Source organism: Nitrospirota bacterium (genome assembly GCA_030684575.1).
In the GTDB taxonomy this organism is placed as follows: Bacteria; Nitrospirota; Nitrospiria; order Nitrospirales; family Nitrospiraceae; genus Palsa-1315.
Genome location: JAUXVD010000011.1, coordinates 95,511 through 110,577, shown reverse-complemented (window position 1 = coordinate 110,577; position 15,067 = coordinate 95,511). Strand labels below are relative to the sequence as shown.

Genomic DNA, 15,067 nt, shown 5'->3' with positions numbered 1-15,067 from the left:
TTATCGAACAGTTGCACGGACGTGTATTATTTGGTACGGATGAGAGGGTCACCCTCGTAGCGAATCGGAGTCTTCATGGCCAAGTCACTCATCATTGTCGAGTCCCCGACGAAAGCGCGCACCATTAGCAAGTACCTGGGGCGTGGGTATACCGTCATGGCCTCGGTCGGACATATTAAGGATCTTCCCACCAGCAAGCTTGGGGTCGATTTGGAGCACGATTTTGAGCCCCAATATGTGACGATCAAGGGGAAGACGAAGGTCTTGGCGGACATTAAGAAAAAGGCGGAAGAGGCCGACAAGGTATATCTTGCGTCGGACCCCGATCGAGAAGGCGAAGCCATCGCCTGGCATCTCGAACAGGAATTGCTCGAAAAGCCCAAAACAAAATCGAAGTCCAAATCCAAGTTGAAATCGAAGGGTCAACCAGAGGGTAAGGTGTTCCGGGTCCTCTTCAATGAAATCACGGAATCGGCTATTAAGCGCGCCCTGCAGTCGCCCGGGCAAGTCGATATGAAACTGGTAAATGCGCAGCAGGCCCGCCGGGTGCTGGATCGGATCGTCGGGTATCAAGGCAGCCAATTGCTCTGGACCAAAGTGCGGCGAGGACTCAGTATGGGTCGGGTTCAGTCCGTGGCGATGCGATTGATTTGCGAACGGGAACAGGAACGAGAAGCGTTTCGGGCGGAAGAGTACTGGTCGATTGCCGTGTTGTTGTCCGGGACCAACCCTCCGTCGTTCGACGCCAAGCTGATGAAGATCAATGGACAGGACGCGTCGATTGAGACCGCGACCGACGCGCAGCGCGTCGTCGATGCCATCCAGGGGAAGGCGTTCGTCGTCGATTCGATTGAGCGAAAAGAAAAGAAACGGAATCCGGTCGCCCCCTTCATCACCAGCCGGCTGCAACAGGAAGCGGCGCGTAAGCTGCATTTCTCGTCGAAGAAAACGATGACGTTGGCGCAGAAGCTCTATGAAGGCATCGAAATAGGGGCGGAGGGCCAGACCGGTCTCATCACCTACATGAGAACAGACTCTCCCCGTATCTCGACCGAGGCGATGAACGAAGCGCGGCAGGTGATTCAGGAGCGGTTCGGGGCAGAATATTTGCCTGCCACGCCGAACCTCTATAAAACGCAGAAAGCGGCGCAAGAAGCACATGAAGCGATTCGCCCCACGTCGGCGTCCCGTGACCCGGAATCGATCAAGCAGTACTTAGAGCTGGATGTCTATCGGCTGTACCAGTTGATCTGGAATCGATTTATTGCCTCACAGATGGTCCCCGCGATCTTCGACGTGACTCGCGTAGACTCGAGCCCTGTCAAGACGAAGGAGAAGTTTCTCTTTCGCTCGACCGGCACCGTCGTGAAGTTTCCAGGCCATACGATCGTCTATATGGAGGGAGTCGATAAGGAGTTGTTCGCACAGAAGCAAAAAGGCGAACAGGAGGTTGAGGACGAGGCGGAACGTCAGTTGCCGATGTTGAACGAGGGAGAGACGTTACAGCTTGTGTCGTTGGAGGGGCAGACGGTTCCTGGCGTACTTTCGAAGCAGCATTTCACCCAACCGCCTCCCCGGTATAACGAAGCATTGTTGATTAAAGAATTGGAAGAAAAAGGCATCGGTCGGCCATCCACGTACGCGAGCATCATTTCGACGATTCAGGATCGGAAATATGCCGAGAAGGTGGATGGGCGGTTCGGCCCCACCGAAACCGGGAGGACCGTCAACGACTTCCTGCTGAAGGGATTTCCTGACCTGATCAATGTCGACTTCACCTCGCACATGGAAGAGGAGTTGGACGCAGTCGAAGAAGGCAATAAGCCCTGGGTGACGGCCGTGCGTGAGTTTTACGGGACCTTCACCACAGATCTGGAGAAGGCCAAAACTATTCCAGGCCCCAAGGACATCGTCGAGCCACCGACGGATCTTCCCTGCGAGAAGTGCGGCAAGATGATGGAGATTAAATGGGGACGGAATGGAAAGTTTCTCGCCTGTCCTGCGTATAAGGATAAGCCGCCTTGCAAGAACACGCAGAACTTCGAAAAGCTTGCGGACGGCACCATTAAGATCGTCCCGAAGATTGAGCTGACGACGGATGAGAAGTGCGAGAAATGCAGTAGTCCGATGGTGGTGAAGACCGGGCGATTTGGCAAGTTCATTGCCTGCTCCGCGTACCCGGAATGTAAGACGACCAAGCCGCTTGCGCTGGGTGTGAAATGTCCACAGCCAGACTGTGGAGGCGATCTCGTTCAGAAACGCACCAAGAAGGGCGCGCGGGCATTTTTCGCCTGCAGCAAATATCCGGCATGCGAATATGCCATGTGGGATCGTCCGATTAACAAGGCCTGCCCGACCTGCAGCGCCCCGTTTCTCATAGAAAAAGTGACTAAACAAGTTGGACGAAGCGTCCAATGCCGCGACGAAGCCTGTGGCTATCGCGAGGCCGGGTAAACATCGTTCACGCCATTTCGAGCCACGGCTATTGTCTCTTTCCTTTCCTCGCCTTCTCGATTGAATCGACAATGAGCAATCATGTCATCGGTGCCGGCTGATGAACGGCCTTATCTCCTGCCGCTCGGTTGACGAATGGCTGGCAGGTGCCGATAATGGACGTATGTGTTCTACCTGAGCCTTCGGTTCGGATGACCCACCTGTGCGCCCCTGACGATGAGGGCCAATCCAATGTAAGAAAGGGGAGAAACCATGAAAGCTAAAGAGGGTGTCGTCAACGTCCTGAATAAGGTGCTGACTGCAGATCTGACCGCGATCAATCAATACTTCGTCCATGCCAAGATGTGTGAGAACTGGGGCTATGAGCGGCTCCAGCATAAAGTTCGGGAACGCAGCATCGACGAGATGAAGGATGCCGATGAACTCATTGGGCACATCCTCTATCTGGAGGGTGTGCCGAACGTGCAACGCATGAATACCGTTCAGGTGGGGGAAACGGTTCCTGAGCAGCTCAAGCTCGACCTCAAGGCTGAGCATGAAATGCTGACATTGCTGAACGAAGGCATCGTCCATTGCACGAAGGTTCTGGACTTCACGACCCGCCACATGTTCGAAGATATGGCGAAGGATGTCGATGTGCATATCGACTGGATCGAAACGCAGATGGAAACGATCAAGCAAGTCGGCCTGGAGAACTATCTCGCCGAACAGATCAAGAAAGAGAGCTGAGGGAGACCATGAAAGCCAAAGAAGGCGTCGTCGAGTTCCTCAATCAGGTGTTGAAGTCGGAGCTGACAGCCGTACATCAATACCTGCTGCATGCGGCCATGTGTAAGAATTGGGGTTATGAGCGGCTGCATGAACATTTCAGCCATCTGGCGCAAGAGGAAGTCAGTCATTCTTCAGGTCTGATCGATCACATTCTCTATCTGGACGGGACTCCGGATGTCTCGCATCTCGATCAGGTGATGGCGGGCCGCACGGTACAAGACCTGTTCACGGCTGATCTTGGATTTGAACGTGAAGATGTCGAGTCTCTCCGCAAAGCCATTGTCCATTGCGTGAAGGTTGGAGATTTCACCACCCGCCACTTGATGGAAGACATGGTGGTGGACTCGGAGGAGCATGTCGATTGGTTTGAGACCCAGCTCAGAACGATCGATCAAGTGGGACTCGACCGGTACCTCGCCGAGCACATCAAGAAGTAGCTGCTGTTCCCTCTTCGCCCTGCACGATCCAGCACAGCTCTATGCTCCTGCATGTATGAGAGGGCGGGGGGCCTCAGGAGGACGTGAGGGCCCCCGCCACTCGAAGTGGGATGGCACTCCCACTTCGTGGCCGGTGTGTCGGGCACCGGCTGCACGGTCAAAGCGCTTTCGACTGCTCCTATTGGTAGTCCTCGTTCAGCGATTGTAAAAATGCGACCAGCGACGCGAGATCGCCGGCGGTCAACGCGATGCCCTGGAGTTGGGCTGCGCCATTTCGCAGTGATCCCGCGCGCGCTTGCGCGGAGACTCCGCGATAGAACCCGATGATGTCGTCCAATGTGTCGAACTGTCCCGTATGCATATAGGGAGCAGAGTGGCTCAGGTCCCGAAGGCCTGGAGTTTTGAATCGGGCGATAGCCCGATCGAGCAGAGTGCTCTCTCCTAGCGGGCAGGGCTGTTGGTCATCGCATAAGATGGCTCTGATCTTAGCTTGAGGGCCAGGCATGTCGGGATTGGCAAAGACATTCCAGACCCCTAAATCTGTCAACGTGGTTCCCGCTGAAGGGATCGATCGGAACCGGTCGCTCGCGGTGGGATGTTGTTCGGTCGCAGGAAGATCGTTGGCTGTTCGTGCGGCTAGGGTGGGGATGGAGAGCGCCATAAACGATCCAGGGGCATGGCCGGCGCCGACCGCCACGTCGTCGAACTCTTGTTGGGTCGTGCCCGTATTGTGCAGTTTGAAGTCCGTAAAGTTCGGCGCAGCATGACAGCTGATGCAGTTACCGATCCTTCCCGCAGTCAATTCACCCGGTGAAGCGGGCAGCGCTGCCGGCTCTGCTAAAAATATCTTTAGCCCTGCCAACTCAGCCGCTCCGAATTCGAAGTTCTGCGAGGGATGGAACTGAAACTGGCCATCCGGTCGGTTCGGGTTGGACGTCACGAATTGCGGGCTGAACCCTGGCGCGTTGAGAAGGGCCCGCAGCCGTCGGCTGTAGTCGAGCGGCGACTCATTGGTGTTCGGCTGCTGAGGCAGGCCATTGATCTCCAGGAACACATCGAAGGGCGAGCGAATCGGGGTGCCATTGTCGTCGGTTTGCGAGAAGAGGAGGCCGTTGACATAGGCGGCGACGACTTTTACGACGGCGTCGAATATCTCCTGATCGGTGCCCGATCCCACAAAGGCACGGAACTGTGGCGGAAGGCGGAGATCGTCTGGGATGGCGGCATTCGTTCCGGTGAACAGAATGCGGTAGGACAAACCGCTGGATGGATCTGCGAGGTTGAACGATCCATTGTCGCCTCGCACCACTCGTGCGAGGTGGGCAATGGCTTGCGTTCGTTCACCGGGGAGCCATCCGTAGTTCCTGCCTGTGAATGTGGCCGCGACTAAATCTTCCATCGAGTTGAATTCCGCATCGAAATGGAACAGGCCCCCACCGGTTCGATCCAGCGTAGAATTGACCAGCGCAGGAGAATTACGCGGTGCATGCGTCTTGCCGTCGGCACGCGCTGGAATTGGGCTCCGGCGCGCGAAGTCGGCATAGGTCCGCATACCTCCCCCCGCCGCTGTCGGCACCTCATCTACCATATGGCAGGCGCGGCAATTCATGGAGAGACCGTTGAAGGGGCCCGGGCTGATTGATCCTGGTATCGGCGATCCAGGCATGGTGGTTTCGACGGTTCTGACGACGGCGTCGTCGGCGTTCGGATCGTTCACGTTGCCGTTATTATCCAAGAATACTTTGAAGGCTTGCGCGAACCTGGTTTCAAGAAACAGTCGTTCACCGACGGCTTCTTCTGCGCCGGGAGTCCCTGTCGCAGCAACAGAAGCCGGAGCGGCTCCCGTATTTCCGCCAGATCCGCATGCAACGAGGAACAGAGAGCCAAGAATGGCTGAGACTGCGTGGGGGATGAGCCGAGCGGATAAGGCAACCATTGAGGTGCTCCTATTTCTACTGTGTTAGTAAAGTGTTGGTCGTAAGTGGGAAATTCGTGCGGTCATGCTCTGGTAGGGCGTTCATAATCCGAAAAAGGACTTGCACCAAAGCCGGATCGAATTGGGTCCCTGATGACACCTGGAGAATCCTGAGCGCAACCAGATTTCTGATAGAAGAACTTGAGTCCGGCACTTTGATCGCGTCGTACGCGTCGGCAATGGCCAAAATTCTTGCTCCGAGGGGGACAAAGGCGCCTCTGATTCCGTAGGGATAGCCGGACCCGTCCCAGCGTTCGTGGTGATGGGCAATAAGGATTGCCGCTTCCTTCAAGAACAGAAATGGCTCAAGGAGCGTCGCGCCAAGTCGTGAATGGTTCTGAATGGCGAGATAGCATTCGTGATTGAGGGAGTCCGTGCGTTCAGCAAGATGGGACGGGAGCATCAACAGTCCGATGTCATGCAGCAACGCGGCGAGCGTGAGGTCGTGCAACTGGGCAGGAGCGAGACCGAGTGCTTCTCCGATCAGTAACGAGGTCGCAGCCGTGCGGCGCCCGTGACCTTCTTGCCACGGGAGCCCACGATCCAACTCCCTGCTCACTTGCCGTACGAGGATACATTCGACCTCCCGGCCAGTGGACGCGGGTATGCGAAGACGATCAATCTTATCCAGCATGAATAAGATGCTGGCGAGCGGAGGTGGCATTGTCGCTGTATCCATGGCCGTCAAGGTTTCCGATGCCCGTGGTTCATATGGCTGGTGGCCTCCGATGACCCTTGATGGCCCTTGTACTAGAAGTATGTGGCGACAGAGAGCACCAAGGCATTGTTATGAATTCTCGACGTAGAGTTCGGGTCAAAGGCCTTGGGTTGATATTGCCAGCTTGCTTTAATGACGGCATCTTCGAGGGGGCGATAATTAATCCCGAAAGAATATTGCTCAAGTTCCCCAAACCCTCCCTGCTTATTGTCCTGGTTTGTATTCACCCGGTCGTAGCGAAAGACGGCGGTGAATGTTGAGCCTGGTCCGAATCGTTTAGGGGATAGCTTCGACAGCCATTCAGGCATGAAATGATAGTTGCCTTGCAGATAGAGACCGTCCATGCGTTGAGGGGCGATGCCGAGGCTGTTGCCGCCGAGGCTAGTCAGGAGCGATCCTGGTGCGAATCCTAATTGATTATTCGGGATGGCTTTGGAATTACCTCTGGCATAGGCCCATGCCGCTTCGCCGAGGATTTCAAATGGTCCTCGTTGGAGCGTCCAATCGAGTGCGGTAATGCTCAGGGGGTTGTAGCTGCTGGGCGAGGCATTGCCGTAGTATCCAGACCCGGCAATTTCAACGCCGAGAAACGGGCTGTAAGCGAGCCGGCCGGTAACCGCTTTACCGTTATTGATGTCGAAGCCATCGCTGGCGCCGCATTTCCGCTGGCGGGCTCCTCTGGTCCCATTTTCCTCGTTGATCGTTGGAGTTCCATCCGATTCATGTCCGCAGGGCCCGGTGCTCACGTAGAGCTCGTAATCTACTTTGTCCGTGGTGCCTGGGTAGAATGTTCCGTAGAATCCGGCTCCAGTTTCCGACACAGTGGTGGGGATAATAAGCTGGCTGACGAGGGGGCGATCCGTCAAATCGTTCAAGGGGGAATCGTGCAACAGGTTGAACTTCCCGATAGGTAAGAGCAGGATGCCTGCCCTGAAATTGATGGCCTCCTTGATCAGGTAGTCGAAATGCGCAAATTCAAGCCCGAATTCGATTTCACGATCAGGTCCACCCTCCTCACGGATCCCATGCTCAATTTCTATTTCGGCAGCAAACTTAAGGTGTTCTGTAATATCTCCATAGATGAAGGGGACAAAACGTTGTTGGTCGAAATTATTGGTGATGCCTTGGCCATTTCGTATGGTTGAATAACCGTTTTCGATCGTCCCCTTCCGTTGAGAACGGAAGGAGGCATCTGCATATCCCCCAACAATTGCTTTTGGCGCAGTGACGAATGGCTTGGCATACACCAATCGACCAGATCCGGTTGACCCGAATGAGAGGGCCGGCTGCTGATCCATACGTCGTTCCCGTCCTACCTCTGGGAGCGACCCTATCCCTGGTTCCTGGGGCTGTCCTGCAGGTCCCTCCCGCCGCTCACCGGCGCTTCCCTGGCGGTCATGCTCCTGATATTGCCTGACCATTTCTCGTTGCTGCCGTAGTTCTTCTTCGATCTGTTTGATGCGACCCTCAAGCGATGTATCTTCGGCGAATGCTGAAATGCCAGGCCACAAGGCGATGATGAGTACCCCGAGTCGTAATGCCGTCTTCACGGATATCCTCCAATATGGTTTAGAGATGGGTATTGACTCGGGACTCTGAGGCCTCTGGTCTCTCGTTGATCGAACGATCTTGATGCGTTTACTCCTCCAATATTTTCATGATGAACATTGGGGCAATAAATGAAAAGCCCAAGACCACTCTTGTGATCTTGGGCTCTGGGTGAAAAACCTCTGGCCGGGCTAAGTTGTGCGAATCACTGCTGCGAGATTATGTCGGGTCTGGGCGTTTCCCGGACATGAGCGGTTGTTTCAAAATCCACATTTCATACAGGGGAATCCACATCATGATGAGAAAGGTCACCATCATGAGCGTATCGCCGGTCAGCATGGTCAAGACGAAGATAGGAGAGACGTAACTGATGAGCCACGGAGACAGGAGATCGAGCCCCACTCCGGCGAAGGAGAGCCATGAGAGCCACACTTTCATGGCGGGGCTGGCGTTGGTCAGAAACAGGACATGGACGAGAATCATGAATACCACCGGCATGGTAAACAAATGGAAATGCGTGATCTCGGCCAATTCACGGAACGACATGGGTTCGCCGAAGGTCGCATCCGATCCGCGGTAATGGTCGGCAATGCCCTGAGGGGATAAGCTTGTCATGCTATGGGCCCAAAAGAATGAAAATAAAAATCCGATCAACATCAGCAGTAAGAACTGCGTATAGAGCATTCTGATGTGGCGATCGGAGTCGCGAAGTTTGAATCGCTGATTGAAATTTTTCATAGTGGGACGCACGGTCCTCTTCTTCTAGTTGCCGAAAATCGATGTGAAAAATCCCTTGTCACTCTTGCGGGATGCGACCGTATCGCTGCCCAATCCTGCCGGTTTCAAATAAAACTCATCCACGAGGACAAGGACCCGCTTGACGCCGGCGCTCATGGAACGGACGGACATCGTTGCGCCACTGATGTTGATAATGTCCTTGTTGATCCGAATTGGATCCGTCACTGTTTTTCCGTCGTACTGAGCGTTGAAACGCTTTGTCCTGACTTCACTGCCTTTGGCATCTCGAAAGACGAGGAGCTCGACATCGGTGCAGGTGCCCTTGGCATCGACTCCGACCATGTAAGTCATGGGTTTATACTTGCCGATAGTATTGTGAATCATGGCATAGCCGTCGATCTTGTCGCCGGTTTGACCGATGTAGAGTTCGAACGAATCCTCCGGAAATTTCCATCCGATCCGCTGCTCGATCAGCTCTTTTTTTTCTGCGGTGAGCCGGATCAGTTCCTTGCGAACCTGTTGAGATTTTGGCAGCACGGTTTTCAGCGCGTCTTCTTCTGTCATGAACTCTTCGTATTTAAAGTCGTCTTCTGTGACGTAGCGGCGCAGTTCACTGTCCCAGACGCGTTCGGCGGCAGATGCCTCGGCGGTGAGTATCAACCCCGTCGAGAACAGAAGAGCTGAGAGTGTTACGAGAGCGAACATTTGTGCTCCTTGAGTTTGGTGTCCAGTCGGCTCTGGACATCGCGCATGACATCGTCCGATGGGTCCGTGGAGGCCCAGCCAAAGAGACGAGAGCCGCCTCGGAACGCCCACCGTTGCCGCTCTTCTACGAAACTGATCTTTGTCACGTCGTCGAGTCGTTTCACCGTGAGGGTAATACGGGACCGATCTCTGCTGTCCCCCACGTCGCGTTGGAGGGCACCAAAGGTCCGTCCCGGCATCGGGATTTCCAGCCAGCCGGTCACGATCAGCCCGCCATTCTTATCCTTCGTGTTGATCGCCCGATCTTTCACGGCCTCAAGGGCCGCTTCCCAGGCATGGTCATAGCTGCAGACGGCAAATCGCTGCTGCATGTCGCTCATGGAGGCGCAGGCTGTCAGGAGGCCGGTCATGATGAGGAGGCTGACTTTTGTTAGATCCATGAATCGACTCAATCCTTGGCAGGGGCTTCCCGCTACAGCGGGAAGCCCCTGCCTGGTCAGTTAGAAGTATGTCGCTGCTTGAATTAGGAATCCGTTCCCATTCATCGGGCTGTTCGACGTGCCCAGGTCTCCAGCATTGACCAGGCCAGTTGCATTTTTCTGTGTGTTGAACTGCCAGTCAAACTTGAACACGGTGTCTTCGATCGGCCTGAAGTTCAGACCGAGCGTCAACCGCTCCAACTCCCGCCGATTTCCTAAAGTATTGGGCGCATTCCGCGTGCGATTGTCCGTGTCGGTATCGACATGTTCCCAACGCACAACCGCTGTGAAGGTCGAGGCATCTGAGAAGTGGCTGGGAGCCCATTTTTTCAGGACGTCAGGCATGAAGTGATAGTTCCCCTGGATGTAGTAACCCTGCATGCCGGCTGGTCCGATCCCGCTCCCAGGGGTACCAGTCGCGTTGTTATTACTGATTCTGGTCCAGGCGGATTCTCCAATCACTTCGAATGGCCCTTTCTGGAGAGTCCAGTCGAGTGCGAAGATGCTGATGCGTCCGGTTCCGATGGCCCCGGAAGAGGGTTTGTAGGCACCATGATAACCGGACCCTGCCACTTCAATCCCGAGCATCGGGCTGAAGGCAAGGCGGCCGACGACAGCCTTGTTGTCGTCACGATCACGAGAGACGCTGCCTCGTGCACCTCGCACTCCCGCATCAGTAATTGAGCCTGCAGTCTGACTCATGCCGTTGACCGCATAGACTTCATAGTCCAGCTTGGACTGGGATGACGGGTAGAGGGTGCCGTAGATGCCGGCACCCGATTCAAACCAGGTGCTGGGGATGATGATTCTAGAGACCATGGGACGATCTACGAGATCGTTCAAAGGTGAATCGTGCAGCAAGTTGAACTTGCCAACCGGCATCAGGAGGATACCGGCACGGAGGTTGACGGCCTCGTGTACTAGGTAGTCGATTTGCGCAAACTCGATCTGCATCGAGCCGTCGCCGCTTTGGGGCGCGTTCTGCCCTCCGCGTTCGATCTCGATTTCCGTGGCGAACTTGATGTGGTCGGTGATGTCTGCATAGATGAAGGGCACCATTCGCTGTTGTCCGAAGCTATGGCGGCTGGGATTGTCCAGGTTCTGACGCGACAGGTTGTTGTACATGACATCCGCATAACCGCCAACCGTAGCCTTCGGGGCGCTCAAGAATGGTTTGGCATAGATCAGTTTTCCTGACCCGGTTGAACCGAAGCCTAAGGCAACCTTTTCTTCTCCCTTCCGCTCGACCCTGATATCGGTCATGGGTCCGGTCGCGGTGGGGTATTGGACGGCACCAGGCTGACCCTCCTTCTTTTCCATGGCTCGTTCCATGGGACTATCGTGGCGTTCATGTTCCTGCATTCGTTTGTTGACGGCTTCGTCGACGAGCTTCTTAATGTCCTCCGGGGTCATGTTCTCTGCCAACGCCGGCATGACCGGCAAACTGGCGATAATAAGAGCCCCGAGGATTGACCGGATCTTCATCGGTATCCTCCACGGTGAGTAGGGTTGTGGTCCGACTCGGGACTCGGCGGTCTCTGGTCGTGTTGACGTTCCATCGTGACTGCTCGCACGAGACGATGAGCGAAATCCTCCTTTCATGAGGCGGTGCTGGACGGGAGATCTGTCCAGCCCTCTATGGCGGTGAAGGGGATGACAACAATCCGTTTGCAACGTTTGCATTTCAACTCGAGGCCTTGCCCTCGTACCTTGGCGATGAGCTGTCCGCACTCGCAACGTGTTTCGTCGCTGTGATGGGCATGTGATGTAGGAGCATTTGTTGTGACCATTGTGAGCGCCAATCGATCTAAATGAAATTGAGAACGATTATTAATATCCTGATGGTGGCTCGATTGTCAAGGGGGGCCTTGTACATGTTTTTGGGAGGAGGAAGCGCATGCTTTCCTGCAGGATATTGCCTATAATTCTGCCAGGATGGCTCAGTAATCCTTGTGATTGATCAGGTGAATCGGAGCTCTCGGAGCTCGTTGGCTGGCTCAGGATTTAGTGATGCGGAAGTCGTAGTCATGGCTCTCCTTGCATTTTTCACGGTTATGTCAGGTAGGAGGCAGTTCATGTCTATGGTTCGAACAATGGCATCCTCATGCTGTCTCTGCCTCGTTCTGGTGATGCAATCCGGATGTGTCGGGCTGTCACCTGGCTCTCCATCCGTGGTGGTGAAACGAGCGCAGATGCACATGGGAACGTTGGTGTCCATTACGGCTGTGGCGCCAACCGATCAGGCCGCGCACAGTGCGATCAATGCCGGCTTTCATGAAGTGAAACGGCTTGAGCAACTCCTGAGCACCTGGATCCCAAGCAGCGAGCTTTCTCGCGTGAATGCGGCGGCCGGAATCAAGCCTGTCCCTGTGAGCCTTGAGACCTGGACGGTTGTTCAGCGTGCGAAGCAGGCTGCGGAATTAACCGGTGGTGGATTCAATATTGCCATCGGTCCGGCCGTCGATCTCTGGCATGTCACGGAAGGCCAAAGGATACCGACAGAGGCTGAGTTAGCGGCTCTTCGTCCCTTGGTGAATTTGCAGGCAGTTCGGACCGATCTGCACGAGCAGACGCTCTATCTGGAAAAGACGGGCATGCGGATCGATGTCGGAGGAATCGGAAAGGGCTTTGCCGCAGATCATGCCGTGATGGCGATGAAGAAGGCGGGGGCTTTGGCTGGAGTGGTGGCGCTCTCCGGTGATATCAAAACATTCGGACAGCTACCGGGTGGAAGAACGTTTCCCGTCGGTATTCAACATCCCCGCAAAGAGGGCGCAGTTCTTGTCTATATCGACTTGGAAGATGAAGCCATTTCAACAGCAGGTGATTATGAACGATTTTTCGAGCGTGACGGGGTTCGGTATCATCATATCCTTGATCCACAAACCCTTCAGCCGGCCCGGGGCTGCCAGAGTGTGACGGTGATCGCCAAAGAAGGGGTCTGGGCGGATGGACTTGACACGGGTATCTTTGTGATGGGGCCGGAGCAGGGCATAGAGCTCATTGAACGGCTGCCGGATGTTGAAGCGATTATCGTCGGTGCTGATGGCCGCCTGTTTCTTTCTTCAGGGTTACAGGACCGGGTTCGGTTTCCAGGGCAGTCGGATGGCAGAGGGCAGGGGCAATGATGCGGACCGTTCAGCAATTTCTGCTTCTCTGTGCCGTAGGGGTCGTCGGCGCCTGTTCGGAGATCGACACCCACTACTTCAAAGATCGCGTCAATGAGGCCACGGCCGAACGGGTGGCGAAGCGTTATGGCTCGCCCCATAAGGTTGAGGAGCGTCTGGACCGTCACGTAGTCTGGACGTACTTTGACCGAGGGAGCGCCAACTCCGGCTACGCTGGTACGGCCCGTTCATCCTTTTGCCGCGCCTATGTGCTGACATTCGATCGCGAAGGGACATTGAGAGACTGGCAGCAGCTGGATTGCCGAAATTAGCTGGACGTGTTCCGTTCCACGTTCGGTCTATCGATCCAAGCGATAACTCATTGGAATCTTGATCGTCATACGTGGCTGGCCTAATGGATGAGGCAAGTGAAAGGGAGCTGCCTGTTTCATGGTGTCCATCGCGGCCTTGTCGAGACCGGGATGCCCGGAGCTTTGAAACACTTCCATCTCGCTGATACTTCCGTCCTCGCTGATCACGGCTTTCACCACAACTTTCCCTTCAGCTCGTTCCGCCCGGGCCGAGGCCGGATAACGCTTCAGCTCTTCTACTCGCCGTAAAATTGCTTCTGAGAGCCAGCCATAGTCGCGCTTCATCGGTGTGTTCGCTGGTGCCCGAGCGATGGCGGCATTTTGCGCGGGCGCTGCGTCGGTCAGGGGCGTTGGTGTCGGGGAAAGGGTGGCCGTCTGGATCGGTGGTGAAGCGGGAGCGGCGGATGGGGTCGATGGCGCCGTATGTGCATCAGATGGCACTGGTACGATTGGCGGTTCCTCGGCTGGTTTCTGAATCGGTGTGGCTTCGGGAGCTCTCGGTGCCACAGCCTCATGTCTGAAGGGCTCGGCTGGTCGTGCCGTAGGAGCTGCTGATTGTAAGGGCGGCACTGGTTCGAGTGGCGTTGGTGTGGGAGGCTCAGCGACCATTGGAGTGACGGGCGTTCGCTCAGCAATCGAGGGAGTCGTTTGTTGCGCAAGGGGCTGAGGTGCTGCGAGGAGCTGTGTCGGCGCATTCTGCTGCAGGGGAGAGGCAGGAGTCTGGGGTGGAGGTGAAACTGATGGAGCTGTGGATTGATGGGGTGGCGATGCAGTGGGTGTGACCGGTTGTGTCGGCGACACCATGGCGACGTTCCACTTGAAAGATTCGTCTTGAGGCGAGTCTTGAATCTGCGTCACCAGTACGATCGCGAAGAGTGCCACGGCACCATGTAAGAGGACGGAGACAAGCCAGCCCAGGCTGTGCGCCTCTTTTTGGAGCCCTGATCGAGGTGGTCCGGCAGCGATCACAGACGAATGACCTCCAGACTGACCTGTTGAAACCCCAGGCCCCGCACTTCATCCACCACAGACACGAATCGTTCGAGCAAGGTGACCTTGTCTGCCCGTACGACGACAGCCGACTCTCGAGGTTCCGTGGCCAGGGCATTGGGAAGCCCTCCCTCAGGAATGGCATGGTCGTTGAGAAAAAGCGCCCCGTCGGCAGTGAGGGTGATCACGACCGGGGTTTCTTTACGATCGCCGACTTCTTTCGCCTTGGCCAAATTGACGGGAATTTGTCCGCTGCTGATGAAGGTGGCGGTGGTCAGGACGATGACCAGCAGGACCAGCATCACATCCACGAGGGGGATGACGTTGATCTGGTCAATGTCTCGTTGCATGCTGCTCCTTGTGTTGGGCGAGGAGTTCGGTCACCTTCCGTCTGAGTACGTTGTTCATGACGACACAGGGAATGGCGACCAGCAGTCCGACCGCCGTGGCTTTGAGCGCAAGGCTGAGTCCGATCATGATGGCATTGACCGCCATGGTGCCGGAGGTTCCCATCGTATGGAAGGTGAGCATGATGCCGAGCACGGTCCCCAGCAAGCCGATGTAGGGGGCGTTCGCGGCCACCGTGCCGATGATGACCAGATGTTTGGTGAGCGCCATTTCCAGCCCCAGGTTGGTGGGGTATTGCGCGAGATCGACACGGCGGTAAAAGAGCCACCGCTCCACCGCAACGGCGACGGTCCAGAGGCTGAGTGCCAGTAAGAGGCCGATGATTCCATAATCGACCAGGTTGTGTAACGCATTCATACGCGAGGT

Annotated in this window: 15 protein-coding genes; 5 read left to right on the top strand and 10 right to left on the bottom strand. The window is 55.7% G+C overall.

The window, feature by feature from the left end; translation table 11 throughout:
• Nucleotides 1–75 precede the first annotated feature (75 nt).
• The 3 genes from topA (at nucleotide 76) to bfr (Q8N00_09080) (ending at nucleotide 3,662) form a co-directional block, all read left to right on the top strand.
• On the top strand, nucleotides 76–2,454 hold the full coding sequence (topA, locus tag Q8N00_09090) for a type I DNA topoisomerase (GenBank protein MDP2382950.1): 2,379 nt from the start codon (nucleotides 76–78) through the stop codon (nucleotides 2,452–2,454).
• A gap of 252 nt (nucleotides 2,455–2,706) precedes the next feature.
• Nucleotides 2,707–3,183, top strand: coding sequence for a bacterioferritin (gene bfr, locus Q8N00_09085; protein ID MDP2382949.1), 477 nt, complete (start codon nucleotides 2,707–2,709; stop codon nucleotides 3,181–3,183).
• 8 nt (nucleotides 3,184–3,191) lie between these two features.
• Complete coding sequence (gene bfr, locus Q8N00_09080) at nucleotides 3,192–3,662, top strand: bacterioferritin (GenBank protein MDP2382948.1); 471 nt, start codon at nucleotides 3,192–3,194, stop codon at nucleotides 3,660–3,662.
• Between the two features lie 178 nt (nucleotides 3,663–3,840).
• Here bfr (Q8N00_09080) and Q8N00_09075 read toward each other — a convergent pair whose 3' ends face one another.
• The 7 genes from Q8N00_09075 to Q8N00_09045 all read right to left on the bottom strand — a co-directional run bounded on the left by Q8N00_09075 (nucleotide 3,841) and on the right by Q8N00_09045 (nucleotide 11,310).
• On the bottom strand, nucleotides 3,841–5,598 hold the full coding sequence (locus Q8N00_09075; protein ID MDP2382947.1) for a hypothetical protein: 1,758 nt from the start codon (nucleotides 5,596–5,598) through the stop codon (nucleotides 3,841–3,843).
• 16 nt (nucleotides 5,599–5,614) lie between these two features.
• Nucleotides 5,615–6,301, bottom strand: a complete 687-nt coding sequence (locus Q8N00_09070; GenBank protein ID MDP2382946.1) for an HD domain-containing phosphohydrolase — start codon at nucleotides 6,299–6,301, stop codon at nucleotides 5,615–5,617.
• An 86-nt stretch (nucleotides 6,302–6,387) separates the two neighbouring features.
• On the bottom strand, nucleotides 6,388–7,905 hold the full coding sequence (locus tag Q8N00_09065; protein MDP2382945.1) for a hypothetical protein: 1,518 nt from the start codon (nucleotides 7,903–7,905) through the stop codon (nucleotides 6,388–6,390).
• Nucleotides 7,906–8,122: 217 nt separating this feature from the next.
• The gene (locus tag Q8N00_09060; GenBank protein ID MDP2382944.1) at nucleotides 8,123–8,641 is read right to left on the bottom strand and encodes a hypothetical protein; all 519 of its coding nucleotides are present in this window, start codon (nucleotides 8,639–8,641) and stop codon (nucleotides 8,123–8,125) included.
• Between the two features lie 24 nt (nucleotides 8,642–8,665).
• Nucleotides 8,666–9,346: an FMN-binding protein gene (locus Q8N00_09055; protein ID MDP2382943.1), complete on the bottom strand. Its 681-nt coding sequence runs from the start codon at nucleotides 9,344–9,346 to the stop codon at nucleotides 8,666–8,668.
• Nucleotides 9,331–9,786: a hypothetical protein gene (locus Q8N00_09050; protein MDP2382942.1), complete on the bottom strand. Its 456-nt coding sequence runs from the start codon at nucleotides 9,784–9,786 to the stop codon at nucleotides 9,331–9,333. The genes Q8N00_09055 and Q8N00_09050 overlap by 16 nt, the downstream gene beginning before the upstream one ends.
• A 60-nt stretch (nucleotides 9,787–9,846) precedes the next feature.
• Entirely contained in the window at nucleotides 9,847–11,310 is a 1,464-nt protein-coding gene (locus Q8N00_09045) for a porin (protein ID MDP2382941.1), read from the bottom strand.
• 590 nt (nucleotides 11,311–11,900) lie between these two features.
• Here Q8N00_09045 and Q8N00_09040 point away from each other — a divergent pair.
• Together Q8N00_09040 and Q8N00_09035 are read left to right on the top strand one after the other, a co-directional pair.
• Nucleotides 11,901–12,953: an FAD:protein FMN transferase gene (locus Q8N00_09040; protein ID MDP2382940.1), complete on the top strand. Its 1,053-nt coding sequence runs from the start codon at nucleotides 11,901–11,903 to the stop codon at nucleotides 12,951–12,953.
• Nucleotides 12,950–13,264, top strand: a complete 315-nt coding sequence (locus Q8N00_09035) for a hypothetical protein (protein MDP2382939.1) — start codon at nucleotides 12,950–12,952, stop codon at nucleotides 13,262–13,264. The genes Q8N00_09040 and Q8N00_09035 overlap by 4 nt, the downstream gene beginning before the upstream one ends.
• Before the next feature lie 27 nt (nucleotides 13,265–13,291).
• Here Q8N00_09035 and Q8N00_09030 read toward each other — a convergent pair whose 3' ends face one another.
• The 3 genes from Q8N00_09030 to exbB are packed head-to-tail and all read right to left on the bottom strand — an operon-like array spanning nucleotide 13,292 to nucleotide 15,058.
• Nucleotides 13,292–14,272, bottom strand: a complete 981-nt coding sequence (locus tag Q8N00_09030; GenBank protein MDP2382938.1) for a TonB family protein — start codon at nucleotides 14,270–14,272, stop codon at nucleotides 13,292–13,294.
• On the bottom strand, nucleotides 14,269–14,643 hold the full coding sequence (locus tag Q8N00_09025; protein ID MDP2382937.1) for a biopolymer transporter ExbD: 375 nt from the start codon (nucleotides 14,641–14,643) through the stop codon (nucleotides 14,269–14,271). The genes Q8N00_09030 and Q8N00_09025 overlap by 4 nt, the downstream gene beginning before the upstream one ends.
• Nucleotides 14,627–15,058, bottom strand: a complete 432-nt coding sequence (exbB, locus tag Q8N00_09020; protein MDP2382936.1) for a TonB-system energizer ExbB — start codon at nucleotides 15,056–15,058, stop codon at nucleotides 14,627–14,629. Before exbB ends, Q8N00_09025 begins: the two co-directional genes overlap by 17 nt.
• Nucleotides 15,059–15,067: the final 9 nt, after the last annotated feature.